General features: G+C 66.3%; 24 protein-coding genes. 13 read left to right on the top strand and 11 right to left on the bottom strand.

From position 1 onward, the window contains the following. Nucleotide 1 precedes the first annotated feature (1 nt). The 4 genes from R2N03_RS12355 to R2N03_RS12340 all read left to right on the top strand — a co-directional run bounded on the left by R2N03_RS12355 (nt 2) and on the right by R2N03_RS12340 (nt 4452). Nucleotides 2-1501 carry an NAD-dependent succinate-semialdehyde dehydrogenase gene (locus tag R2N03_RS12355; RefSeq protein ID WP_316657945.1) on the top strand — a complete coding sequence of 500 codons (1500 nt, stop codon included), beginning with the start codon at nt 2-4 and terminating at the stop codon, nt 1499-1501. A gap of 261 nt (nt 1502-1762) precedes the next feature. Further along, entirely contained in the window at nt 1763-2968 is a 1206-nt protein-coding gene (metX, locus tag R2N03_RS12350) for a homoserine O-succinyltransferase MetX (protein WP_316657944.1), read from the top strand. Continuing rightward, on the top strand, nt 2965-3597 hold the full coding sequence (gene metW / locus R2N03_RS12345; RefSeq protein ID WP_316657943.1) for a methionine biosynthesis protein MetW: 633 nt from the start codon (nt 2965-2967) through the stop codon (nt 3595-3597). The genes metX and metW overlap by 4 nt, the downstream gene beginning before the upstream one ends. Before the next feature lie 102 nt (nt 3598-3699). Continuing rightward, nucleotides 3700-4452 carry a tetratricopeptide repeat protein gene (locus R2N03_RS12340; RefSeq protein WP_316657942.1) on the top strand — a complete coding sequence of 251 codons (753 nt, stop codon included), beginning with the start codon at nt 3700-3702 and terminating at the stop codon, nt 4450-4452. Between the two features lie 66 nt (nt 4453-4518). On the opposite strand, the gene R2N03_RS12335 is transcribed toward R2N03_RS12340, so the two are convergent. Both R2N03_RS12335 and R2N03_RS12330 read right to left on the bottom strand, forming a co-directional pair. Continuing rightward, nucleotides 4519-4713 (bottom strand): YbdD/YjiX family protein, encoded by a 195-nt coding sequence (locus R2N03_RS12335; protein WP_316657940.1) that lies wholly within the window; start codon nt 4711-4713, stop codon nt 4519-4521. 58 nt (nt 4714-4771) lie between these two features. Next, nucleotides 4772-6826 (bottom strand): carbon starvation CstA family protein, encoded by a 2055-nt coding sequence (locus R2N03_RS12330; protein ID WP_316657939.1) that lies wholly within the window; start codon nt 6824-6826, stop codon nt 4772-4774. A gap of 274 nt (nt 6827-7100) precedes the next feature. Between R2N03_RS12330 and R2N03_RS12325 the strand changes: the two genes are divergently transcribed. Beyond that, nucleotides 7101-8513 carry a cache domain-containing protein gene (locus R2N03_RS12325; protein ID WP_316657938.1) on the top strand — a complete coding sequence of 471 codons (1413 nt, stop codon included), beginning with the start codon at nt 7101-7103 and terminating at the stop codon, nt 8511-8513. Further along, a complete protein-coding gene (locus R2N03_RS12320; protein WP_316657936.1) occupies nt 8510-9142 on the top strand; it encodes a response regulator in 633 nt (210 codons plus the stop codon). The genes R2N03_RS12325 and R2N03_RS12320 overlap by 4 nt, the downstream gene beginning before the upstream one ends. On the opposite strand, the gene denD is transcribed toward R2N03_RS12320, so the two are convergent. After that, complete coding sequence (gene denD, locus R2N03_RS12315; protein ID WP_316657934.1) at nt 9139-10122, bottom strand: D-erythronate dehydrogenase; 984 nt, start codon at nt 10120-10122, stop codon at nt 9139-9141. The genes R2N03_RS12320 and denD overlap by 4 nt on opposite strands. Nucleotides 10123-10248: 126 nt before the next feature. Here denD and R2N03_RS12310 point away from each other — a divergent pair, with 126 nt between their 5' ends. From R2N03_RS12310 to otnI, 6 genes are read left to right on the top strand one after another with little or no spacing between them, the layout of a single operon-like run. Next, nucleotides 10249-10962 carry a FadR/GntR family transcriptional regulator gene (locus R2N03_RS12310; RefSeq protein ID WP_316657933.1) on the top strand — a complete coding sequence of 238 codons (714 nt, stop codon included), beginning with the start codon at nt 10249-10251 and terminating at the stop codon, nt 10960-10962. A gap of 20 nt (nt 10963-10982) precedes the next feature. Next, nucleotides 10983-11894, top strand: coding sequence for an L-threonate dehydrogenase (gene ltnD / locus R2N03_RS12305; protein ID WP_316657931.1), 912 nt, complete (start codon nt 10983-10985; stop codon nt 11892-11894). Further along, nucleotides 11891-13204, top strand: coding sequence for a 3-oxo-tetronate kinase (otnK, locus tag R2N03_RS12300; RefSeq protein ID WP_316657929.1), 1314 nt, complete (start codon nt 11891-11893; stop codon nt 13202-13204). The genes ltnD and otnK overlap by 4 nt, the downstream gene beginning before the upstream one ends. Next, nucleotides 13201-13845 carry a 3-oxo-tetronate 4-phosphate decarboxylase gene (gene otnC, locus R2N03_RS12295; RefSeq protein WP_316657928.1) on the top strand — a complete coding sequence of 215 codons (645 nt, stop codon included), beginning with the start codon at nt 13201-13203 and terminating at the stop codon, nt 13843-13845. Before otnK ends, otnC begins: the two co-directional genes overlap by 4 nt. A gap of 38 nt (nt 13846-13883) precedes the next feature. After that, a complete protein-coding gene (locus R2N03_RS12290) occupies nt 13884-15197 on the top strand; it encodes an MFS transporter (RefSeq protein WP_316657926.1) in 1314 nt (437 codons plus the stop codon). A 23-nt stretch (nt 15198-15220) separates the two neighbouring features. Next, nucleotides 15221-16009, top strand: coding sequence for a 2-oxo-tetronate isomerase (gene otnI, locus R2N03_RS12285; RefSeq protein WP_316657925.1), 789 nt, complete (start codon nt 15221-15223; stop codon nt 16007-16009). 284 nt (nt 16010-16293) lie between these two features. Here otnI and R2N03_RS12280 read toward each other — a convergent pair whose 3' ends face one another. After that, complete coding sequence (locus tag R2N03_RS12280) at nt 16294-17124, bottom strand: winged helix-turn-helix domain-containing protein (protein WP_316657924.1); 831 nt, start codon at nt 17122-17124, stop codon at nt 16294-16296. Between R2N03_RS12280 and R2N03_RS12275 the strand changes: the two genes are divergently transcribed. Continuing rightward, nucleotides 17116-17586: a hypothetical protein gene (locus tag R2N03_RS12275; protein WP_316657922.1), complete on the top strand. Its 471-nt coding sequence runs from the start codon at nt 17116-17118 to the stop codon at nt 17584-17586. The two genes, R2N03_RS12280 and R2N03_RS12275, sit on opposite strands and share 9 nt — an antisense overlap. A gap of 84 nt (nt 17587-17670) precedes the next feature. Here R2N03_RS12275 and R2N03_RS12270 read toward each other — a convergent pair whose 3' ends face one another. The 7 genes from R2N03_RS12270 to R2N03_RS12240 form a co-directional block, all read right to left on the bottom strand. Continuing rightward, nucleotides 17671-18573: a lytic transglycosylase domain-containing protein gene (locus tag R2N03_RS12270; protein WP_316657921.1), complete on the bottom strand. Its 903-nt coding sequence runs from the start codon at nt 18571-18573 to the stop codon at nt 17671-17673. Beyond that, nucleotides 18570-19964: an OmpA family protein gene (locus R2N03_RS12265; RefSeq protein WP_316657920.1), complete on the bottom strand. Its 1395-nt coding sequence runs from the start codon at nt 19962-19964 to the stop codon at nt 18570-18572. The genes R2N03_RS12270 and R2N03_RS12265 overlap by 4 nt, the downstream gene beginning before the upstream one ends. Before the next feature lie 67 nt (nt 19965-20031). After that, nucleotides 20032-20619: a hypothetical protein gene (locus R2N03_RS12260; RefSeq protein WP_316657919.1), complete on the bottom strand. Its 588-nt coding sequence runs from the start codon at nt 20617-20619 to the stop codon at nt 20032-20034. After that, nucleotides 20620-21282: a TadE/TadG family type IV pilus assembly protein gene (locus R2N03_RS12255; protein ID WP_316657918.1), complete on the bottom strand. Its 663-nt coding sequence runs from the start codon at nt 21280-21282 to the stop codon at nt 20620-20622. A 53-nt stretch (nt 21283-21335) separates the two neighbouring features. Next, nucleotides 21336-21689, bottom strand: coding sequence for a DUF192 domain-containing protein (locus R2N03_RS12250; RefSeq protein WP_316657917.1), 354 nt, complete (start codon nt 21687-21689; stop codon nt 21336-21338). Next, nucleotides 21686-22567, bottom strand: coding sequence for a type II secretion system F family protein (locus tag R2N03_RS12245; RefSeq protein ID WP_316657915.1), 882 nt, complete (start codon nt 22565-22567; stop codon nt 21686-21688). The genes R2N03_RS12250 and R2N03_RS12245 overlap by 4 nt, the downstream gene beginning before the upstream one ends. Before the next feature lie 18 nt (nt 22568-22585). After that, nucleotides 22586-23434 (bottom strand): type II secretion system F family protein, encoded by an 849-nt coding sequence (locus tag R2N03_RS12240; RefSeq protein ID WP_316657913.1) that lies wholly within the window; start codon nt 23432-23434, stop codon nt 22586-22588. Between the last annotated feature and the right edge of the window lie 3 nt (nt 23435-23437).

Raw genomic sequence — 23437 nt, 5'->3', positions numbered from 1 at the left:
CATGACCCGCACCGATCTGCCGGGCGCGCCTGCCGCGCCCATCGCCCTGAAAGACCCCGGCCTGTGGTGCACGCAGGCATTCCTCGCCGGCACCTGGGCCGATGCCGATGACGGCACCACGCGCGATGTGGTCGACCCCGCCACCGGGCGGAAGATTGGCACCGTGCCCGCCATGGGCGCCGCCGAGACGCGCCGCGCCATCGACGCCGCACAGGCGACGCAGCGCGCCTGGCGCAAGGTCAGCGCACGCGATCGCGCCAAGATCCTGCGCAAGCTGGCCGATTTGATGCTGGAGCACCAGCAGGACCTCGCCGCCATCCTCACGGCCGAGCAGGGCAAGCCGCTGGCCGAAGCCGCCGGCGAGATCGCCTACGCCGCGTCCTTCATCGAATGGTTTGCCGAAGAAGCGCGCCGCATCTACGGCGACACGATTCCCTCGCCGCAGGGCGACCGCCGCATCGTCGTGCAGAAAGAGCCGATTGGCGTGACCGCCGCCATCACACCGTGGAATTTTCCGATCGCGATGATGACGCGCAAGGTTGGGCCGGCATTGGCGGCGGGCTGCGCGATGGTGGTCAAGCCCGCGCTCGAGACGCCCTACTCCGCGTTGGCGTTTGCCGAGCTTGCAGCGCGGGCCGGCGTGCCTGCCGGGCTGCTCTCGATCGTGACCGGCGACTCACAGCCCATCGGCGGCGAACTGACGTCCAACCCGATCGTCCGCAAGCTGAGCTTCACGGGCTCTACCGCCGTGGGCCGCCTGCTGATGCGCCAGTGCGCAGAAGACATCAAGAAGCTGTCGCTGGAACTGGGCGGCAACGCGCCGTTCATCGTGTTCGACGATGCCGACGTCGACGCGGCCGTGGAAGGCGCGATGATCGCCAAGTACCGCAATGCGGGCCAAACGTGCGTATGCGCCAACCGCTTCTATGTTCAGCGCGGCATCTACGACGCGTTCGCCGCCAAGCTGGCCGATGCCGTGCGGGCACTGCGCGTGGGCAACGGCACCGAGCCCGGCGTGCAGCAGGGCCCGCTGATCCACATGCGCGCCATGGAGAAGGTCCGCCAGCATCTGGATGACGCCGTGTCGCAAGGCGCGCGGGTGCTGGTGGGCGGCAAGCCGCATGCGCTGGCCGCGCAAGGCGGCGCGTTCTTCGAGCCGACCGTCGTGGTGGATGCCCGGCCGGGCATGCTGCTGACGCACGAAGAAACGTTCGGCCCGCTGGCGGCGCTCATTCCGTTCGACACTGAAGACGAGGCCGTCGCGGCAGCCAACAACACCGAGTTCGGCCTGGCCGCGTACTTCTACACGCGCGATCTCGGTCGCGCGTGGCGTGTGTCCGAGGCGCTGGAGAGCGGCATGGTCGGCGTCAACACGGGGCTGATCTCGACGGCCGAAGCGCCCTTCGGCGGCGTCAAGCAGTCGGGGCTCGGGCGAGAAGGCTCGAAGTACGGCATCGACGAGTACCTGGAGATCAAGTACATCAACATGGCGGGTCTCTGACCCGAGGCATGGCGGCGGATCGGTCGCATCACACGGCGGTGATGCGCCGGCCGCCGCTTGCTCTATAATCGCTTTACTCTGGCGCGCCGATTTGACGACTGGCTTGCGGGCGCGCGGGAGCCTCGGCGTGTGCCGCTGGGCTCTCATTACAAATGCGGCTAAAGAGGTTCGGTCAGGACGGGGGCAGGCGCCCCACGTGCGCCACAAGAGCCCGATTGGTTGCGTTGTCAGCGTTGCCGGTCGGGTTTTTTCTTTGGCGCCATGACAGATATCCAAGCGGCCCCCGCGGATGATGCGGCCCCGGCCGACACGGCTTCTCCCATTGAACATGCCGGCAAACCGGCCAACGCCATCGGCCTGGTCGTGCCCGCGCGCATGCACTTTACCGAGCCGCTTGCCCTGCGCAACGGCTCGCAGATCGCCGATTACGACCTGATGGTCGAAACCTACGGCACGCTCAATGCAGATCGCTCAAACGCGGTGCTGATCTGCCATGCGCTGAATGCTTCGCACCACGTGGCGGGCGTGCACGCCGAGGGCGAGGTCGGCTGGTGGGACAACATGGTCGGCCCCGGCAAACCGGTGGATACCAACCGCTTCTTCGTCATCGGGGTGAACAACCTGGGTTCGTGCTTCGGCTCGACCGGCCCCATGAGCCCGCACCCCGAGACCGGCCTGCCGTATGGTGCGCGCTTTCCGGTGGTGACGGTGGAAGACTGGGTCAACGCCCAGGCGCGCGTAGCGGACCGCTTCGGTATCCGCCAGTTCGCGGCGGTGATGGGCGGCAGCCTCGGCGGCATGCAGGCGCTGGCCTGGAGCCTGATGTATCCGGAGCGGTTGCGGCACTGCGTGGTGGTGGCATCCACGCCCAAGTTGTCGGCACAGAACATCGCCTTCAACGAGGTGGCGCGCAGCGCGATCCTGTCGGACCCCGATTTCCATGGCGGCGATTACTACGCGCATCACGTCAAGCCCAAGCGCGGCCTGCGCGTGGCGCGCATGATCGGCCACATCACGTATCTGTCGGATGAAGACATGGCCGAGAAATTCGGCCGCGAGCTCAAGAGCGACGATATCCGGTTCTCGTTCGACGTCGAGTTCCAGGTGGAAAGCTACCTGCGCTACCAGGGCGACAAGTTTGCCGAATACTTCGACGCGAACACGTATCTGCTCATCACGCGCGCGCTCGACTACTTCGACCCCGCGCTGGCTTACGGTGGCAACCTGACCCAAGCCGTGGCGCATACGCAGGCGAGCTACCTCGTCATCAGTTTCGCAACCGACTGGCGCTTTGCGCCCGCGCGCAGCCGAGAACTCGTCAAGGCGCTCCTCGACAACAAGCGGGCCGTCACCTACGGCGAGATCGACGCACCGCACGGCCACGACGCCTTCCTGCTGGAAGACGCGCGCTACCACGCGCTGGTGCGGGCCTACTACGAACGTATTGCGCAGGAGATCGGCGCATGACCACGCAAACGCTGAACGTGGCACCTCGGGCGGTGCCCAATATCCTGGCCGACCGGGCTGACTTCCGTGCGATTGCACGTTGGATCGAACCGCATTCGTCGGTGCTCGACCTCGGTTGCGCCGATGGCAGCCTGCTGCGCGTGCTGCAGGACGAGCTCGACGTGCTTGCCTACGGCATCGAGATCGACGATGCCGGCGTGCTGGCCTGTACGCAGAAGGGCGTGCACGTGATCCAGCAGAACCTCGAGGGCGGCCTCGCGCTGTTCGAAGACAAGAGCTTCGATACCGTCATCCTGTCGCAGACGCTGCAGACCATCCACAACACCGCGCAGGTGCTGCGCGAGATGCTGCGCGTGGGCCGCGAGTGCATCGTGTCGTTCCCGAACTTCGGCTACTGGCCGCACCGGCTGTCGATCTTCCGGGGGCGGATGCCGGTGTCGGAAGCGCTGCCGTATGAGTGGTACGACACGCCCAACGTGCGCGTGCTGACCATCCGCGATTTCGAGGCGCTGGCGCCCAAGGTCGGGCTGGTGATTCTCGATCGCGTGGTGCTGCACGAGGGGAATGTGGTCCGCTGGGGCGCCAACTGGCGCGGCAGCGTGGCGGTCTACCGGGTGCGCGCGGGCTGATTGCCCGGGCATGCAAACCGCCCGCGCGTGGCGGCTCGCCTGGGGTCCACGCGCAGTTGCGCTGCGCGCTACACTGGCCGCTCTTCCCTTGAGGAGATCGCCATGGACACACCGTTCGGCCGCTGTGGAGTTCGACGCATCCTGCGGGGGGCTATTGCCCTCGCGACCAGCGTCGCGATCTTGCCGGCGCTGGCGGCCACCTCCCCCGCGCAGGCTCACAGCGAGGCTGCCGCCCTCACCCAGGTCGCCATCGCGCACTACGAGCAGAACGACTTCGGCCACGCCTTCGACGAATTTGCCGAAGCTGCGCAGCGCGGCGACCGCCTGGCGCAATTCAATTACGCCATGATGCTGATGCGCGGCGAGGGTACCGTCGCGCGGCCCGACGAGGCGGTCAAATGGCTGCGTCGCGCCGCCGACAACCAGATGACGCATGCGCAGTTCGCCTACGGCGAGCTGTTCGAGCGTGGCGAACTGGTGCCGCGCTCATTGGAAGAGGCCAACAAGTGGTACGAGCGTGCCGCCACCGGCGGGCATGTCGAAGCCCAGCGCGCGCTGGCCACGAACTACTTCACCGGCCGGGGCGTACCGCGCGACTACGCCAGGGCGTTCCTCTGGTACAAGCGGGCGGCCGAGGCTGGCGATGGGCCGTCTCAGTACATCGTCGCCAGCTACTACGAGCGCGGCGAGCCGGGCGTGGTCCCGCAGAACATCGAGCAGGCCAAGGCTTGGTACGGGCGTGCGGCGGCGCAGGGTGACGTGGGTGCGCTGGCCAAGCTGCGCGAACTGGTCGAGAAGACGTATCGCGCCAAGCACGGGGATCCGCCGACCGCCGCGGCGCGGCCGTCCATGTAGGCAAACAAAAAAAACCGCCAGGCATCACGCACTGGCGGTTTTGCTTTTGCGACCGCGTCTTGCCGTTCAGCAGCAGCGGCCGACCCGGCCCTTGTAGCGCGCGTCCTGGCGTTCACGAAAGAATTCTTCGTACGTCATGACCGACGCGCCGGGGTGGGTCTCCTGCATGTGGCGCACGTAGGTGTCGTAGTCCGGCACGCCGACCATCAGGCGCATCGCCTGGCCCAGGTAGCGGCCGAGGGTTTCGATCTCTTCGCGCATGGGGATCTCCTTGCAGCAGCGTGGCGGCGCGCATCGCGTCCGCCACGCCTGCCGTGCCTTACGCGCCCAGCGCTTCGTACGGCGTTTCGTTGACGGTCGGACGCGCGTGCGCACGCGCCTTGAATACCGTGCGCAGACCGTACCAGGCGATGCTCACCACCACGAGCACGAACAGGCCGCACAGGAAGGCGTCGATGCGGTCGTTCAGCACGATCTGCTGCATTTGTGCCATCGACTTGGCCGGGGCCAGCAACTTGCCGGCTGCGATGGCATCGGCGTACTTGTTGGCGTGGGCCAGGAAGCCGATCTTCGGGTCCGGATCGAACAGCTTCTGCCAGCCCGCCGTGAGCGTGCAGATCAGCAGCCAGGCAGTCGGCAGCAGCGTCACCCAGACATAGCGGTCGCGCTTCATCTTCACCAGCACGCAGGTGCCGAGCGTGAGTGCAATCGCGGCCAGCATCTGGTTGGAGATGCCGAACAGCGGCCACAGCGTGTTGATCCCGCCCAGCGGATCGATCACACCCTGATACAGGAAGTAGCCCCACAGCGCGACAGTCGCAGCCGTGGCAATCAGGTTGGCTACCAGCGAATCCGTGCGCTTGAGCGACGGCACGAAGGTGCCCAGCAGATCCTGCAGCATGAAGCGTCCGGCCCGCGTGCCGGCATCCACGGCGGTCAGGATGAACAGCGCCTCGAACAGGATCGCGAAGTGGTACCAGAACGCCATCATGGCCTGGCCACCCACCACCTGGTGCAGGATGTGCGCCATGCCGACAGCCAGCGTCGGCGCGCCGCCTGCCCGGGCGAGGATGGTGTTCTCACCCACGTCCTTGGCGGTCTGGATCAGCACGTCGGGCGTGATGACGAAGCCCCATGTGGAGAGCGTCTGCGCAACGGCGTCCGGCGTGGCGCCCACCAGGGCCGCCGGGCTGTTCATCGCGAAGTACACGCCCGGATTGATGACCGAGGCGGCCACCAGCGCCATGATGGCGACGAATGATTCCATCAGCATCGCGCCGTAACCGATGAAGCGGGCCTGCGTCTCGTTCTCCAGCAGCTTGGGCGTGGTGCCCGACGAGATGAGCGAGTGGAACCCCGACACCGCGCCGCATGCAATCGTGATGAACAGGAACGGGAACAGGTTGCCCGACCACACCGGACCGCCGCCGCCCGCGAACTGCGTGAGCGAAGGCATCTGCATGTTGGGTGCGACGATCAAAATGCCGATGGCCAGCGCCATGATGGTGCCGATCTTCAGGAACGTCGACAGGTAATCGCGCGGGGCCAGCAGCAGCCACACCGGCAACACCGAAGCGACGAAGCCGTAGCCGATCAGCATCCACGTCAGCGTCTTGCCGTCGAAGGTGAACAGCGGCGCGAGCGTGGCGCTGTCATGGACGGCCTGTCCGCCCACGATGGCCAGCATCAGCAGCACGAAGCCGATGATGGAGATTTCGCCAATGCGGCCCGGGCGGATATAGCGCACATACACGCCCATGAACAGCGCGATCGGAATCGTCGCCGCCACCGTGAAGCTGCCCCACGGCGAACCCACCAGCGCCTTCACCACGATCAGCGCCAGCACGGCCAGGATGATGATCATGATGAGGAACGCGCCGAACAGCGCGATCACGCCGGGCACCGTGCCCATTTCGCTCTTCACCAGGTCGCCCAGTGAGCGGCCGTCGCGGCGGGTGGAGATGAACAGCACGATGAAGTCCTGCACCGCGCCGGCAAACACCACGCCGGCCAGGATCCACAGCATGCCCGGCAGATAGCCCATCTGCGCGGCAAGCACCGGGCCCACCAGCGGACCCGCCCCCGCAATGGCTGCGAAGTGGTGGCCGAACAGCACGTACTTGTTGGTGGGGACGTAATCGAGCCCGTCGTTGTGGCGCCAGGCCGGCGTCTTGCGGGTGCCGTCGAGGCCGAGCACCTTGTCGGCGATGAAGCGGCTGTAGTAGCGATATGCGATCAGATAGATACACACGGCGGCCACCACCACCCAGAGCGCGCTGACTGCCTCGCCGCGCGCAAGCGCTACGGTGGCAAAGCCAAACGCGCCAAGAATGGCGACGACCAGCCAGATCAGGTGTTGCCTGACGAAGCTCATGTCGGTCTCCTCGAACCTTGGTCGAAGTTGCTGGATTGCGGGATGTGGGTTCATCCCTGCGGTCGGAAATCGCCGGTCGGAGTGGGCCGACGGGCAGACTTTGCGCGGTGCCCGTCGGGCAGGCGGCAAGGGCGTGTAGTATTTGCCAACGCTGCCCTGCGCCACAAGCGGAAGACTACGCAGCGCATGCCCGTAGTACTACGCAGGGCGCACATTCCCAACCAAGATCGCATCGCCCCTTGCGACGTCGTGCCGCAAGACGCGCGCGTCTGCCATGAAGCTTCGACAGAAAATCCTGCTGCTCGCCGTAGCGCCGCTGACCATCGCCATGCTGGCGATCATGCTGACCGTGCGCCATCAATCGATCGCACTGGCGCGGCATGAGCGGCAACTGGTGGAAACAGCCTACCTGCAGGCCAAGGAGACCGAGCTGCGCGCCTACGTGAAGCTCGCGCAGAGCGCCATCGCCCCGCTGCTTGCGTCGGGCCGTGACGATGAAGCGACACGCGACGAAGCCATGCGGACCCTCGCCCGTCTCGACTTCGGCACCGACGGCTATTTCTTCCTCTACGACCTGCGCGGACGCAACCTGATGCACCCGCGCCAGCCCGAGCTCGTCGGCCGCGATCTCTGGGGCCTGACCGATGCCCGCGGCCAGCCCACCATCCAGAAGCTGGTGGCCGCCGCGCAGGCAGGGGGCGGCTTCGTGCGCTACATGTGGGACAAGCCGTCCACGCATCAGAGCGTGCCCAAACTCGGATACGTCGAACCGATTCCGCAGTGGGGCTGGATGGTCGGTACCGGCCTGTATCTGGACGACATCGAACAGACGCTGCGCGAGATCGACCAGCGCGCGCAGGCCAACATTGACCTGACGCTGGCGTGGGTGGTGGGCATTGCCGCGATCAGCATCCTGCTGGTGGCCGGCAGCGGCCTGGCGCTGAACGTCAGCGACCACCGCGAGGCCGACGCCAAGCTGCGGCAGCTTGCCCAGCAGGTCGTGAGGTCACAGGAAGATGAGCGTGCGCGCGTTTCGCGCGAGCTGCACGACGGGATCAGCCAGGTCCTGGTGTCGACCAAGCTGTTGCTGGAGACTGCCCACGGGCATCTGGAAAAATCCCCCGCGCCGGACAAGGCGGCCAGCATGCTGCGCCGCGCACTGGATCGCCTCAACAGTGCGTTGGGCGAGGTGCGGCGTGTGTCGCACAACCTGCGGCCAGCGTTGCTTGATGACCTCGGCCTGGCCGCAGCACTGCAGTTGCTGGTGCGCGAAACGCGCGAGGCGCACGAAGATCGCCAGCCGGGTCTATCCATCACGCTCGAGCTGGCGGGTCCGCCTGTGCAGTTGCCGGATGCCTGCAATACCGCGCTGTTCCGCATCGCGCAGGAAGCCATCTCCAACATCGAACGTCATGCCACGCAAGCCACGCGCATCGGCGTGCTGCTGGAGAACGATATCGACGCCGTGCGGCTGTCGATTCGGGACAACGGCCCCGGCTTCGATGTGGAGTCCGTCCAGGTGGACCCGCAGCACGGCATCGGGCTGCGGAACATGCGCGAGCGCATGGCCGCGCTGGGGGGCTCCTGCACCATTGTGTCCGGTGGGCACGGTACCGAGGTGTCGGCCGTTTTCCCGCATGTCGTCATCGCCCAACTGGCTTCCGTCCCGTCAACCCCGTCCGTATGAATATGCCTGTCAAACTGCTTCTGGTTGATGATCACCCGCTGGTGCGGGATGGCGTCCGTGTGCGGCTCGAGGCCGTGCCGCATTTCGAGGTGGTCGGCGAGGCGGGCGATGCCCAGGGCGCGCTCGAAGCGGCGCGCACGCTGTCGCCCGACCTCGTCCTGATGGACATCGGCATGCGCGGCATGAATGGCATTGCGCTGACCGAGCGGTTTGCCGAATCGTTTCCCGAGATTGCCGTGCTGGTGCTGTCGATGCACGACAACCTCGAGTATGTGCGGCAGGTCATGCGGGCCGGTGCGCGCGGCTACGTGCTCAAGGACGCGCCGGCCAGCGAGCTGGTCGAAGCCATCGATGCCGTGTTGGCCGGCCGACCGTTCTACAGCGCCCAACTGGCGATGCGCATGGCTGAGCAGGCCATCATGCCGACCCCAGTGGAGGCGCTGACCCCCCGTGAGCGCGACATTCTCGACGGGATCGCCAAGGGCTACGCCAACAAGCGCATCGCCGACGAGCTGGGGCTGTCGGTGCGCACGGTCGAATCGCACCGCCTCAACCTCAAGCGCAAGCTCGGCATCGAGGGCCAGGCGGAACTGGTGAAGTTTGCGGTCGAGCTGGGCAAGGGCCGTTAGGCGGCCTTCATGCCCTCAACGTAGTCGCGCACCATCGCCTCGAACGAGGTGTCGCGGCCGAAGCCCATGGCGTCGGCACGGGCGGTATCAAAGCGCGCAGGCCAGCTCTGCACGATCGCCTTGATGCGGGCATCCGGTTCCCAGCGGATGCGGCTCACGGGCGCGTCACCCGACACGTTGCGCAACGCTTCCACCATCTCGCCCACGCGCACCGTGATGCCCGGCAGATTCAGCGTGCGGCGGTTGCCCCATGCCGATGCGGGCAGCGTGTACGCATGCAGTAGTGATGCCACCACCTGGCGCGGCGAGGCCAGCCACAACTCGGTTTCGGCCTCCACCGGGCAGATGGCTTCTTCGCCCGCCAGCGGCTCGCGAATGATGCCGCTGGCAAAGCTCGATGCGGCGCCGTTCGGCTTGCCGGGGCGCACCGATACCGTCGGGATGCGCACCGCGCGCCCGTCGATGTAGCCCTTGCGCGAATACTCGCCCACCAGGAATTCCCCCATCAGCTTCTGTACCCCGTACGAAGCCTGCGGCGTGGCCGCCGTGTCGTCCGTCACCACGCTGGGCAGTTGGCCGCCGAACACCGCCACCGAACTGGCGAACAGCATGCGCGGCGCGCGGCCGGTCTTGGCCTGCTGCGCACGCAGCGCTTCGAGCAGGGCGCGCGTGCCATCGAGGTTGACGCGCATGCCAAGGTCGAAGTCGGCTTCGGCGGTGCCGCTCACGACGGCGGCGAGGTGGAAGACGCCGCTCACCTGGTCGTCGATCACCCGCGCGATCAGCGCCGCGTCGGACGCATCGCCCGTCACGTAGCGCACGCGCGCATCGGCAATCTGCCCGGCGACCTGGTCCAGCACGATGAAGGTCTCGACCGGCTGCGCGGTGCCGTCCGGACCGGGCAGGCCGGGCTGCTGGAGCAGTTCCGCCAGCACGCGCTGACCGAGGAAACCGGCGCCGCCGGTGATGACGATGTTCATGGTGCCTCCTTGCCGCCAGCGTGGTTTGCCGGGGATTTGATCGATGCCTAGGGTAAACGTGGATGAATCCACAGAATTCAACTTGTATGATGACACGACGAATTTACGCTTGCCAAGCCTCCCACCATGTTTGAACGACTCGACGCCGCGCCCTCCCTGTCCGACCGCGTGGCCCAGGCCCTGATGGACAAGATCGATGCCGGCGAACTGCGCCGCGGCGAGCGCATGCCGTCCGAGACCGTGCTCGGCCAGGAATTCGGCGTGAGCCGCACGGTCATCCGCGAGGCGATTTCGCGCCTGCGTCATGAAGGCGTGGTCGAGGCGCGCCAGGGCAGCGGCGTGTACGTCACACAGCAGGCCGGGCTCAAGCCGTTGCGCATCGACGCGGCGCAGGCGGGGTCGATCGATGCCGTGCTGCACATCATCGAGCTGCGCCGTGCCCTCGAAGCCGAGGGCGCCGCCCTGGCCGCGCAGCGCCGCACCGATGCACAGATGGTCGAGATCGACGCGGCGCTCGACAGCATCGACGCGGCGGTGGCTGCGGGCGGCGATGGCGTGGCCGAAGACCTGCGTTTCCATCACGCGATTGCGGCGGCCAGCGGCAACCCGTTCCTGGTGCAGGCGCTTGGCTTCTTCAGCCAGTACCTCGAAGAAGCGATCGGCGTGACGCGCAGCAACGAAGCCCGCCGTGAAGACTTCGCCCGCCAGGTCCGTGACGAACACCGCGCGATGGTCGAGGCGATCCGCAACCGCGACGCGCTTGCCGCACGCAACGCCGCACAGACCCACATGTTCAACGCCGCACGTCGCCTGGCCGAAGGCCGGGGCGACGTCGCGTGACACCACTTTCAGGAGTTTCCATGACGCAAGCGACGGCCGACCGACAGGTCGGCGTGATCGGGCTCGGCGCGATGGGTCTGGGCATTGCCAAGACGCTGCGCAACCACGGCTACACGGTGTATGCCTGCGATGCGCGCCCGGAGGCCGCGGCAGCGTTCGCCTGTGAAGGCGGCGTGGCCTGTGCCGCGCCGGCCGAGGTGGCGTCCCATGTGGACGTCATCGTCTCGGTGGTGGTCAACGCCGCACAGACCGAAGCCGTGCTGTTCGGGGAGGGCGGCGCAGCGGGTGCCATGCGACAGGGCAGCACGTTCGTCATGTGCTCGACGGTGGATCCGAACTGGTCGATCGCACTCGAAGCGCGCCTTGCGCAGCAGGGCATCCTGTATGTGGACGGTCCGATCTCGGGCGGCGCCGCCAAGGCCGCCTCAGGCCAGATGACGATGATGACGTCGGCCACGCCCGCCGCGTATGCGGCTGCGGGCGACGTGCTCGAGGCGATGGCCGGCAAGGTCTACCGCCTCGGCGACAAGGCGGGAGCGGGCAGCAAGGTCAAGATCATCAACCAGCTGCTGGCCGGCGTGCACATCGCCGTGGCGGCAGAGGCGATGGCGCTCGGCCTGCGTGAAGGCGTCGATGCCGCGTCGCTGTACGAAGTCATCACACACAGCGCGGGCAACAGCTGGATGTTCGAGAACCGCATGGCGCACGTGCTGGCCGGCGACTACACGCCGCTGTCGGCCGTCGACATCTTCGTCAAGGACCTGGGGCTCGTGCTCGATACCGCGCGCGCCACCAAGTTCCCACTGCCGCTGGCGGCCACCGCGCACCAGATGTTCATGCAGGCGTCCACCGCCGGTCATGCGAAGGAAGACGACGCCGCCGTCATCAAGATCTTCCCGGGTATCACCTTGCCGGAGGGCCCCTCCGCATGAGCACGGTATCGACATCCCGCCCCGTGCTCGGCTGCATTGCCGACGACTTCACCGGCGCAACGGACCTGGCCAACATGCTCGTGCGTGCCGGCATGCGCACCGTGCAGACCATCGGCGTGCCACAAGCGGGCGAAGAGGCGAGCGCTGCCGATGCGGATGCGATTGTCGTCGCGCTCAAGTCGCGCACGATGCCCGCGGCCGAGGCGGTGCAGCAGTCGCTTGACGCGCTGCGCTGGCTGCGTGCTCGCGGTTGCACGCGCTTCTTCTTCAAGTACTGCTCGACCTTCGATTCAACCGATGCCGGCAACATCGGCCCGGTCGCCGAAGCGCTGATGGCAGAACTGGGCACCGACTTCACGCTCGCGTGCCCGGCATTTCCGGAAAACGGCCGCACCGTGTATCGCGGACATCTGTTTGTCGGTGATGTGCTGCTCAACGCGTCGGGCATGGAGCGCCATCCGCTTACGCCGATGCGCGATCCGAATCTCGTCTCGGTGCTTGCGCGCCAGAGCTTGGGCAAGGTTGGCCTGTTGCGCTATGACGCTGTGATGGACGGTGTGCAGGCCTGCCGCGATCAGGCCGCGCAGTTGCGCCGCGCGGGCGTGAAGCTGGCGATTGCCGACGCCATCTCCAATGACGATCTGATCGTGCTGGGCGAGGCGTTTGCCGATCTGCCCTTGCTCACCGGCGGCTCCGGATTGGCGCTCGGCCTGCCTGCGCAATACCGCCGCGCGGGGCTGATCATCGAACAGGGCAACGCGGCGCACCTGCCGCGGGTGGACGATGCCGCCGTGGTGCTGTCGGGCAGCTGCTCGCGCGCGACCAATGCGCAGGTGGCGCACTGGCGCGCATCGCGGCCAGCGTTCCAGATCGATCCGCTGGCGCTCGCGCAGGGCAAGCCAGTCGTGGAGGAAGCGCTGGACTTTGTGCGGCGCCACGCAGGCCAGCCCGTGCTCGTCTATGCCACGAGCGCGCCCGAACACGTCGCGCTTGTCCAGGAGGCCCTGGGCGTCGCGCGCGCCGGCAAGCTGGTCGAAGATGCGCTGGGCTGCATTGCCCGCGCGCTGCATGCCGACGGCGTGCGCCGCTTCGTGGTGGCAGGTGGGGAGACGTCGGGGGCGGTGGTGCAAGCCCTGGCCGTGCGCGCGCTGCGCATCGGCCCGCAGATTGATCCTGGCGTGCCATGGACGGCGACTATCGGCAACGAGCCGGTGGCGCTGGCCCTGAAGTCGGGCAACTTCGGCACGGTCGATTTCTTCGAGAAGGCGCTCGCGCAACTGGCGCACGCCATGACGGAGGCGATGGCATGAGCGCCGCCAACGAAAACGCCCTGCGCGAAGAGATCGCGCGCGTCGGCCAGAGCCTGTATGCGCGTGGCTACACGGTCGGCACCGCGGGCAACATCAGTGCACGCCTGCCCGACGGCTGGCTCATCACGCCCACCGATGCGTGCCTCGGCACGCTGGACCCCGCGCGCATCGCCAAGGTGCTGGCGACGGGCGAGTGGGTGAGCGGCGACAAGCCTTCAAAGACGCTCGCCCTGCATCGCGGCATCTACGATCGCAACGCAGAGGCGCATGCCGTCGTGCATACGCATTCGACGCACCTGGTGGCGCTCACGCTGGCCGGCGTCTGGCGCGAAACGGACGTCCTGCCGCCCATCACGCCGTACTACGTGATGAAGGTCGGCCACGTGCCGTTGATTGAGTACCAGCGTCCGGGGCATCCGGATGTGGCTGCGAAGATTGCCGCGCTGGCCAACGACGTGCGTGCTGTGCTGCTCGATCGCCTGGGCCCTGTCGTCTGGCACGGCTCGGTCTCGCAAGCGGCCCATGCGCTGGAAGAACTGGAAGAGACCGCCAAGCTTTGGCTGATGACCGAGCCGAAGCCCGCACCGCTGTCAGACGCGCAGATCGACGCACTGCGCCAGACGTTCGGGGCCCGCTGGTAAGTCGCTGCGGCCCATATAAAACCTAGATTGGAGACCACATGAACACCTCCGCCACCACGGCGGCGCTGCCGGCGCGCGCCATTTCGAAGGAAGACAGCGTGTACGCACGCGTGTCGCGCCGCATCGTCCCGCTCATCATGCTGTGCTACGTGGTCGCGTATCTCGACCGTGTGAACGTCGGCTTCGCGAAGTTGCAGATGTCGCAGGCGCTGAATTTTTCCGAGACGGTGTATGGCCTCGGCGCGGGCATCTTCTTTATCGGCTACTTCCTGTTCGAGGTGCCGAGCAACCTGCTGCTGCACAAGATCGGCGCACGCGTGTGGATCGCGCGGATCATGATCACGTGGGGCTTGATCTCGGGTGCGTTCGCGTTTGTGCAGACGCCGACGCAGTTCTACGTGATGCGCTTCCTGCTGGGGCTGGCGGAAGCCGGCTTCTATCCAGGCATCATCCTGTACCTGACCTACTGGTATCCGTCGCACCGGCGCGCCCGCATCGTGGCGTTGTTCATGGCGGCGATCCCCATCTCGGGCATCTTCGGCAATCCGTTGTCGGGCTGGATCATGAGCGCGTTCCATGACAGCACCGGCTGGCAGGGCTGGCAGTGGATGTTCATGATCGAGGCGATTCCGGCGGTGCTGGTGGGGCTGCTCGTGCTGTGGAAATTCGATGACAGCATCCGCAAAGCCCAATGGCTGGGCGAAGACGAGAAGCAGATCCTCGAGGCCAACATCGCCGCCGACAACCACGGCAAGGTCGAACACCCCGGCATCGGCAAGGTGTTCTCCGATGTGCGTGTGTGGGCGATGAGCCTGATCTACTTTGCCTTCGTGATGGGCCAGTATGGATTGACCTTCTGGATGCCCACGCTGGTGAAGAATGCAGGCGTGCAGGATACCTTCATGATCGGCGTGCTCTCGGCGATTCCGTATCTGTGTGCTGCGATCGCGATGGTGCTGATCGGCCGCAGTGCCGATGTGCGCCGCGAGCGCCGCTGGCACCTGGTCGTGCCGGCCCTGATGGGCGCCGTCGGTTTCGCGGTGGTAGCGACGGCGGGCCACAACGTGGCGTTGTCCATCGTGTTCCTGTCGTTGGCCGCTGCGGGCGTGTTGACCTGCGCGCCGTTGTTCTGGTCGTTGCCGACCGCGTTTCTCCAGGGTACGGCCGCCGCAGCAGGCATCGCCGCCATCAATGCGGTGGGTAACCTTGCGGGCTTCGTGAGCCCCTATATGATTGGGGCGCTCAAGGACCTGACCGGCAGCAACGCCGCAGGCATGTATGCGTTGGCGGCTGTGCTCGTGCTTGGCAGCATTGCCGTGCTGCGCACACCTGCGCAACTGGTCAACAAGTAACACCGTCGACGTAAGGATCTGCCATGCCGCGCTTTGCCGCCAATCTCTCCATGATGTACCAGGAGCACGCGTTCCTCGACCGCTTTGCCGCCGCGGCAAAGGACGGCTTCGAGGGCGTGGAGTTCCTCTTCCCCTACGACTTCGACAAGGCGGATATCCGCGCCCGCCTGGTCGATGCCGGGCTCACGCAGGCGCTGTTCAATGCCCCACCGGGCGATTGGGCCAGCGGGGAGCGCGGCATTGCCTCGCTGCCGGGACGCGAGGACGAATTCAAGCGCGGCATTGCGACGGCCCTGGAATACGCGCGGGTGCTGGGCAATGCGCGCCTGCACGTGATGGCCGGTCTGCTGCCCGCGGATGCCGACCGTGCTCGTCATCACGCAACGTACGTTGCGAATGTCGCCCATGCCGCGCGTGAGGCGGCTGGGGCGGGCGTCACCATCGTGCTCGAGCCGATCAACACGCGCGACATGCCGGACTATTTCCTCACGCATCAGGCGCAGGCCCACGCGGTGTGCAAGGACATCGGCGCGCCCAACCTGAAGGTGCAGTTCGACCTGTACCACGCGCAGATCATGGAAGGTGATCTGTCCGTCAAGCTCAGGCAGTCCATCGGCGGCGTCGGCCACGTGCAGATCGCCGGGGTGCCCGATCGTCATGAGCCGGACGAGGGTGAGGTGAACTATCCGTATCTGTTTGCGCTGCTCGATACGCTCGGCTACGACGGTTGGGTTGGCTGCGAGTATCGTCCTCGCGCGGGGACGAGCGAGGGGCTTGGCTGGCTCCGCCGGTGGCGTGAAAGCCAGCGCTGAGCGGGGCGCCGGCAACAATAACGGCCGCGCTGCCTGCGCGGTCCGGTCGCCTCCCTGCGGCAAGTCACGGGCTTGCCGCTGATGCTCATCAGCGGCGTCTGCTTTTCCGCTTCCCCTACGCGCAGCCCAAGGGCACCCATCTGGCAAGCCTTGCCGCCGGCGCATTCGTACCCAACGTCGACCGCATTGAGCGCGCCTGGGTCGTCATGCTGAACAGGAGGGTGCTCCCGTGCACGCAACCCGCCCGCGTGTCACCCAGGTTGGCGCGTGGCGATCGTCAAGCGCTAAGCCGAGGCCGCGCCTTCCCGCGACGGTGTCACCGGGGGCATCGGGCGCAGGGCGCCGTAATGGGGGTGTCGACGCGGACCTTCGACAGGCTCCGTTCGAAGGGCGGGTGCCGTCGTGGGCTGTCCGTCGCTGTCTCGCTGCGTCATCAAGCGATAACCGGTGCCCCGTACCGTCTGGATGAGCCCGTCGCACAGGGTGCCTGCCAGCGCCACCCGCAGCTTACGGATATGGACGTCCACGGTGCGTTCGCCAACGAACACGCTGTTGCCCCATACCCGATCGAGCAGTTGGGTGCGTGAGTGCACCTTCTGAGGGTGTGACGCGAGAAAATGCAGCAGACGGAACTCGAGCGGGCTGAGCACGATGGATTGCGGCCCATGCAGGGTCTGGGCTTCGACGCCGAGCGTCAGCGGGTCCATGCAAAGTCCGTAAGCTCGCACCATGTCGTCCGCTTGCCGGGTTTGCTGACGCCGCATCACGGCACGAATGCGCGCCAGCAGTTCGCCTGTATCGCAAGGCGTGACCAGATAATCGTCTGCGCCAGCATCCAGTGCAGCGATCTTGAACAGCGGGTCGGCCTGATGCGACATCACGATCACGGGCAATTTGCTCGTGTGCGGGTCGGAACGCAGCGTGGTGAGCCACGAGGCTTGGACTTCCAGCCAGTTGGCCCCCAGCAGTACGTCCGGCAATGCGGATCGCATCAACGCCTGCGCCTGCCCCCACCCACCCGCACGCAGTACGCGGTAGCCGCTCGCCTCGAGCCATAGCGCCAGTTGCTTGAGTTGTGCCTGATCTCGATCGATCAGCAGAATCTGATGACCCATTCCAACCTCTCTTGTGAGCGACTGCGCTGCGCGTTTCAAGCCGCCGTGCTGGCACGTGCGCCACGCATGATGCGGTGTGGCCTGTATGCCGATGCGACGCTGCTGTCTGTGCGGGCCGCTCTCGGCAATCGATTGCGTTGCTCTCTTTTATTGACGGCACTGCGGCTGCGCGCGAAGGGCGTCGCGGGTGGCGGCGCACGATTGGGCCAGGCCATCCCGATTCGGGTTGGCTCGCCAGCGGGCGCGAACGCCTTCCATTTCCTTGGGAAGCGCATCACGCAGTCGCTGCGCAGCGTCGGGCTGGCCCGCGCGTTCAATGTTTGCCGCCATGGTTTCCGTGCAGGCCCGGTGAGCCTGTTCAGCTTCCACGCATTCCTTCGGCAGATCGGTGTCTGTCCCGACGGCCTGGGCCGTGACGTCGTGGTTGGCGACGTCTTCCTTCTTGGTGCAGGCACCCAGTAGTGCCACCAGGGCAAGCGCTGCGCAGGTCAATCGCAGGCGGTTGGAATCCATTGTCTTCTCCTCGGATGGGTGTTGGATCCTGAATCAGTTCAGGTTTGCGGCGTATGCGCGAAGGCTTGCCGCTGCCGCATGCGGCGACGTTGCCGCAGAGCGTGAGCCTGCGGGCCACGTTCTGGAGCTGTCGGGCACAGGAGCCTCCCCTGTGTCCGCTCCTTCGCGACGCTGCCGATACTGCTGGTAGAGCGCGAGCACACGCGGCACATAGTCCTGCGTCTCCGCATAGGGCGGGATATGCATGCCATGGCGTTCGACCGCGCCTTCCCCAGCGTTATAGGCCGCCAAGGCCAACCTCAGGTCGCCATAGCGGCGGAGCAGATAACGCAGGTGCGCTGCCCCCGCTTGTACGTTCTGGTTGGGATCACGCAGATCGCCTGCGCCGTAGCGGCTTGCGGTGGCCGGTATCAGTTGCATCAGGCCGACCGCGCCTTTGGGCGACAGGGCCTGAGCGTTGAATCCAGACTCGGCATGAATCACGGCAAGCAGCAGCGCGGGATCGAGGCGATGCGCCTTGGCCGCCTGTTCGACGACCGGCAATACGGGGCCCATGTCGAGCAGCCGGCGCGGCGTGTCGCGCCAGCCGTACGTGGCCCCGCGGCCGAGCGTGGCCAGCGCTGCAGGCGTACCGACGAACGGCATGGCGGGCGCATCGACTGCAGCGTCGCCCGGTTGTCGCGCGGCAAGCTCAGTCAGGCCAATGGGCGCGGGCGGGTCCTGACGCCGGTGAAACCGGCCCCGTGACGGTTGCAGACTGGCGCGCCCGGGCCCCGACTGCACCCCGGTCGCCGCTGCGCCGCCACTGAGCCAGACCACGCCCGCCGCGCGGACCGTTTCGACTCCAGCCTGCGCCCCCGACGTGCCACATGCAAGGCACACGCCCAGGATCACCAGACCGGTGGAGCAAGGGGCCACGTCGATGCCCAGCATCATTGGCGCGCGATCTCGACGCGACGGTTCTGCGCGCGGCCGGCCGGCGTGGTGTTGGGCGCCACCGGGCGGCTCGCACCGAACCCCTGCGCGGTCAGGCGATCGGCCGGGATACCCGCGTCGATCAGGTACTGCCGCACGCTGGCCGCGCGACGTTGCGAGAGGTCCTGGTTGTGCGCATCGCCGCCGGAGCTGTCGGTATGGCCTTCGATCGTGAGCTTCCAGTCAGGGTGCGCCTTGGCGGCCTTGGTCACGTTGTCCAGCGCGGGTCGGCTGTCTGCCCGCAAGGTGTCGGCATCGAGATCAAAGTTCACGCCATAAAGCGTGACGCGCTTGTCCTGTTCCAGGGCGCTGCTCACGGGGTCTTGATCGAGGCCCGGGCAGGTGTTCTGATAGGCGGCCGTTTTCCAGCCCACGCTCGACACTGCGTTCCTGAACACCGTTGTCTGGGCGGTGGCGTTGGCCGGAAATTCCAGCACTGCCGCGCGGTCTCCGTCGGGATTGAAACTCACCACGCCGCGCCATGATTGCTTGCCGCTGGCGCGCGTGTAGCGCAAGTAGCCATTCGGCTCCAAGCCGCCCTCGAACGTGCCGCTGACCTGGCGCACCTTCAACTTGCCGTGGCTGACGTCACCGTCGCCATAGCAGCCGCGCACGGTGGCGCCTTCCTGCTTCATCGCCACGAACCCGCTTACGTCGAAGCCATTGCCAAACTGGTAGACCCCGGTCACGTCGCGTGTCGTCGGTGTGGACTGTGCGGGTTCCGCCAGTGCCGCGAACTGCTGCAGGCTGATGCTGCCGCCACCGCCGCCCGAGACCACCAGGCGAATCCAGCCGGCGGCGGCAGGTTTGTCGAGTTTGACGGCATTCGACACGCTGTTATTGCCGCTGACGGGGGGCAGATCGGCGTCGTATAGCGTCTGCCACGGTCCGTTCGGGCCCTGCTCCGAAACCTGTACCTGCGCGTGCCGAGCCGACGCCGCTTCGGGCAGCCTGTCAAAGCGCAGCGCCCGGATCGTGGCCGGTGCCGCGAGGGCGATGATGGCTTCGTAGGTGTCGCCGTTGACCAGCATGCCGACGGAGTCCGGAATTTCATTCAGCATGGGAACCCAGGCCGAGTTATCACGTGGCTTGTTGACGACGAACGCGCCTTGCGACAGCCCGGCGACGTTCACCAGTTGCGGCTGCGTCTCAGGTGTCGAGGCTGATTGCGTGGGCGCGGCGGCAGCGGCGGAAGCGGGTGCTGCGGACGGGGCTGCCGCGGCGGGGGCGCTGGCTTCGGCAGCCGGTTGCAGCGTCGTTTTCTTCTTGCAGCCGGTCATGCCCGCTGCGGCGAAGGCGATGGCGGCCAGCACGATGAGCTGACGGGACAAGGTGGGGCGGGCGATGGACAACGACAGGCTCCTTGAGTGATACGACAGCGCATCCAATACCGATGCGCTGCGGATTTCCGTTGACAGGCTATGGCTGCGGCACACGCGTATTGCGTACCAGCACGTCAATCTGGTCGAGCGTGCGGCTGATGGCCTCTTCCAGCGGGGCCAGCGTCTCGGGCGGTGACGCCCCGAGCAGCGCACGATTGTATGCGGCGATCTGGTCCTGCAACACCGCTTCGGTGACACGCAGGCGTTTGCGCACAGGGGCGGCGCCGTCCTTGGGCCTGCCGTCGTCACCGGTCTCTCCCGCCGTATCCGGGAGGATCGAGACGTTGTCGCGCGCGGGAAGGCGGTCATCGAGCCGGCCGTTCTCCGCACGGTCCCCGTCCGGTTGCGGGCGCGCAGGCGCCGTTTCCGCCACGCTGTCTCTTGGCGGGTCCGTGCGCGTGCTCGCCGGTGAGGACTGCGGCGCCGCGGTGCGGGCCGCGTTGCCGGGTCCGCTGGCCGTTATCCCTGCTGCACGACTGGGCGGTGGCGTCGCCATGGTCCGGCGCCCGATGATGATCTCGACGCCTTCTCTGTGCCGCACGTCCATGGCGGCGTGCGCAGCCGACAGCGCAAGCGCCAGCGCCAGCGCGCCAAGCATGGCAATGAAGATCGCGCGCACCATCATTCAGCCCCCTTGGTATGGCGTCTGCATCCGCACGATCGCCTCGGATTCGAGCGGAATCCGCCAGCTGCCCTCAACAGCCGACAGCGCGTAGCAGGCATTGGGCGCGAGCGGAATCTCGGCGCCGGGCGCGCCGGTGCTGTAGATGTCGTTGATCTTGTTCATCAGCGAGAAGATGGTGCGGTTGGCAAACGGCACGTACATCTCGTAGCAGTACGTCACGCGAATCTTCAGCAGGTTGGCATCCTGGATGGTGAGGCCTGAGCTCGCGCCAACCGACGTGTTGCGAAACATCAGCGTGTCATTGGGAATCTGCATGACGTTCGAGCCGGCATATTCGCCGGTGCGGCCGAAATCCTGCAGCGCCGCACTGGTGGGGTTGATGACATCGATCTGGTATGCGCCGGGCTTCAGCAGGTCGACGTTCGTCGCCAGCAAGGCTTGCTGCTGACCTGCCAGGCTCGCTGTGCGTGCATACAGCGGCGCAAGCCCGCGCGCGAGGCCGGTGCGCATGGCTGCGCTCTTGCCGTTGTTGAGCGCGCCGGCACGTGCGGCCTGCAGCGCGGCGTAATCGAGCGTGGATTTCGCCTGGTACAGCAAACCGAACTGCAAGATGCCGAGGCAAAGCAGCAGCAGGATCGGCAGCACGATGATGAACTCGACCATGCTGGCGCCGGTCGCGCGGCGCCTGCTAGGCCATCTGCGATGGGCGATCGTCTTCATCCATGCTCCCTTTCGAATCGGAGCTGCTGTCCTGGCTGTAGGCCCAGGCCGCTGGCAAGGCCCGCGCGCAGCTCCACGACCGCTGCGGCTCGCCAGTGCAGGCGGAACCGGTTCGGCCGGACGGTGTCATGCACCGACAGCACCGTGCCGTTGCGCGACAGGAACACGACGTCGATCGGCATGCGCATCCCGATGGTGTGCACAGCGTTGCATGGCGCGATCCAGAGCGCCTGCTGCGCGCTCAGGCCGTCGCGTCCGAGCAGCCCACGCAGGCGCTCCAGCGGCCGGTCCGCCAGTTCCGCTCGGGCGCACAGCAGCTCACGCTCACGCAACAGGGTGCCACGCTTCACAGCAGGCCCTCCTGCATGAACTTCATCACGATCGGAAAGCCAAGCACGATGAACGTGACCGGAAAGATGAACACCACCAGCGGGAAGATCAGTTTCACCGGGGCTTCCATCGCCTGCTTCTCGGCGCGCTGAAAACGCTCTGTGCGGCGCTGTTCGGACTGAAAGCGCAGCGTGGACGCCAGTCCGGAGCCCATGCGTTCCGCCTGGATCACGGCGCCGACGAAGTTGGTGATTTCCTTCATGCGCAGGCGGTCGTCCATCCGGCGCAGGGCATCGGACCGGTTCAGCCCGGCCTTCAGGTCGCGCAGGACGTGCTCGAACTCGCGGCGCAAGGTCCCGTCCGGCCCCTTTTCGACGGCCTGGGTCAGGGCGCCGTTGATGTTGAGGCCGGCCTCCACGCTGAGCGTGAGGAAGTCCAGGAAGACGGGCAGTTGCTTGATGACCTGCGTCATGGTGCGCCGGCGCACTTCGCGCAGCCACAGGCGCGGGTAGAAGAATCCGCCCAGCGCCGCCAGCAGCAAGGTGGGCATGGAGAACATGTCCAGCCCGAGCATCATCAGCGACAGCAGCAGCCCGAACAGGAGCGCTGACACCATGCTGAGCGCGATGAACTGCCGGGCCGACATCAGGAACGACATGCCGGTCAGCCGCAGTTGTTCTTGCGAGCGCGCCAGCACGGGCTTGGGAACGACCCACAGAAAGTGATGTTCGACAAACTGCACGGCCGGCCACAGGGTACGCAGCGATTTGGGCAGCGGGTCGAGATAGTCGCGGTTTTCGCTGGGGACCGCGCGCGTCAGGCGCGTCATGGCGTGGGTCAACAGACCCAACATCAGCACCGTGGCCAGACAGATCACGAAGATCATTAACACCTGCATGTTCTCATCCGTTCGTTCTTAGACGTCGATGTGGGTGATCTTCTTGATCGCCTGGTAGCCGATGAATTCCATCACGCCGATGACCAGCAGGACGCCCCAGCCGATCGGCGAATCGAACAATGGCGCCATGGCTTTGGGCTCCATGTGACGCAGCACGAAGATCAGGAAGATCGGTAGCCCCGTCATCACCCAGCCTTGCATCTTTCCCTGCGCGGTCAGGGAGCGGATCTTGCCTTCCATCTGCTGCTTCTCGCGCAGCGTTCGCGCCACGGATTCAAGCGTCTCCGCCAGGTTGCCGCCCACCTCGCGCGAGATGGAGATGGCTGCGGTCACCATCAGGAAGTCGGATACCGGGATGCGGCGCTCCATGTTGCGCAGTGCCACCGGCAGATCCACGCCCAGCCGGATCTCGCGCAGCAGGAGGTCGAACTCCTGCGAGATCGGTGGCCGCGATTCCTGTGCGACGCTCTCCAGCGCGATCGGGAAACTCGCGCCCGCGCGCAGTGCGCCCGACATCATCAGCAGCGCATCCGGCAATTGGCTTTCGATGTCACGCAGGCGTCTGGTACGCATCCGTCCTACCCACAGGCGCGGCAACATGAACGCCAGCGGCACCGAGACGACGGTGAACAGAACGTTCTGCGACACCAGGTAGACGACCAGCGGCAGGACGAATACGGCCAATGCACTCAGCCCGGCAACCTGCTGCGTATTGATGAAGATGAACAGGTCGGCCAGGTTGGATTCCACCTCCGAGGCCACCCGCTGCGTGCGCTTCATGAACCAGGTCCTGCCGTGGAGCAGAGCCCCCCACGCAAGGAAGATCATGACCGCAAACACCAACGCCATCACTACGATGATTTCCATCGC

Source organism: Ralstonia condita (assembly GCF_958405655.1).
In the GTDB taxonomy this organism is placed as follows: domain Bacteria; phylum Pseudomonadota; class Gammaproteobacteria; order Burkholderiales; family Burkholderiaceae; genus Ralstonia; species Ralstonia condita.
This window is presented reverse-complemented; position numbering and strand designations above follow the sequence as displayed.

Bases quoted from the DNA above. Each gene is read 5' to 3' on its own strand.
- R2N03_RS12280 (WP_316657924.1), bottom strand. From the start codon at position 17,124: ATGGGTCATCAGATTCTGCTGATCGATCGAGATCAGGCACAACTCAAG.
- otnC (WP_316657928.1), top strand. From the start codon at position 13,201: ATGAGCGCCGCCAACGAAAACGCCCTGCGCGAAGAGATCGCGCGCGTC.
- R2N03_RS12270 (WP_316657921.1), bottom strand. From the start codon at position 18,573: ATGATGCTGGGCATCGACGTGGCCCCTTGCTCCACCGGTCTGGTGATC.
- R2N03_RS12335 (WP_316657940.1), bottom strand. From the start codon at position 4,713: ATGCGCGAAGAGATCGAAACCCTCGGCCGCTACCTGGGCCAGGCGATG.
- otnK (WP_316657929.1), top strand. From the start codon at position 11,891: ATGAGCACGGTATCGACATCCCGCCCCGTGCTCGGCTGCATTGCCGAC.
- metX (WP_316657944.1), top strand. From the start codon at position 1,763: ATGACAGATATCCAAGCGGCCCCCGCGGATGATGCGGCCCCGGCCGAC.
- R2N03_RS12310 (WP_316657933.1), top strand. From the start codon at position 10,249: ATGTTTGAACGACTCGACGCCGCGCCCTCCCTGTCCGACCGCGTGGCC.
- ltnD (WP_316657931.1), top strand. From the start codon at position 10,983: ATGACGCAAGCGACGGCCGACCGACAGGTCGGCGTGATCGGGCTCGGC.
- R2N03_RS12240 (WP_316657913.1), bottom strand. From the start codon at position 23,434: ATGGAAATCATCGTAGTGATGGCGTTGGTGTTTGCGGTCATGATCTTC.
- R2N03_RS12260 (WP_316657919.1), bottom strand. From the start codon at position 20,619: ATGATGGTGCGCGCGATCTTCATTGCCATGCTTGGCGCGCTGGCGCTG.
- R2N03_RS12325 (WP_316657938.1), top strand. From the start codon at position 7,101: ATGAAGCTTCGACAGAAAATCCTGCTGCTCGCCGTAGCGCCGCTGACC.
- denD (WP_316657934.1), bottom strand. From the start codon at position 10,122: ATGAACATCGTCATCACCGGCGGCGCCGGTTTCCTCGGTCAGCGCGTG.
- R2N03_RS12245 (WP_316657915.1), bottom strand. From the start codon at position 22,567: ATGCAGGTGTTAATGATCTTCGTGATCTGTCTGGCCACGGTGCTGATG.
- otnI (WP_316657925.1), top strand. From the start codon at position 15,221: ATGCCGCGCTTTGCCGCCAATCTCTCCATGATGTACCAGGAGCACGCG.
- R2N03_RS12290 (WP_316657926.1), top strand. From the start codon at position 13,884: ATGAACACCTCCGCCACCACGGCGGCGCTGCCGGCGCGCGCCATTTCG.
- R2N03_RS12355 (WP_316657945.1), top strand. From the start codon at position 2: ATGACCCGCACCGATCTGCCGGGCGCGCCTGCCGCGCCCATCGCCCTG.
- R2N03_RS12340 (WP_316657942.1), top strand. From the start codon at position 3,700: ATGGACACACCGTTCGGCCGCTGTGGAGTTCGACGCATCCTGCGGGGG.
- R2N03_RS12275 (WP_316657922.1), top strand. From the start codon at position 17,116: ATGACCCATTCCAACCTCTCTTGTGAGCGACTGCGCTGCGCGTTTCAA.
- R2N03_RS12255 (WP_316657918.1), bottom strand. From the start codon at position 21,282: ATGGTCGAGTTCATCATCGTGCTGCCGATCCTGCTGCTGCTTTGCCTC.
- R2N03_RS12330 (WP_316657939.1), bottom strand. From the start codon at position 6,826: ATGAGCTTCGTCAGGCAACACCTGATCTGGCTGGTCGTCGCCATTCTT.
- R2N03_RS12320 (WP_316657936.1), top strand. From the start codon at position 8,510: ATGAATATGCCTGTCAAACTGCTTCTGGTTGATGATCACCCGCTGGTG.
- metW (WP_316657943.1), top strand. From the start codon at position 2,965: ATGACCACGCAAACGCTGAACGTGGCACCTCGGGCGGTGCCCAATATC.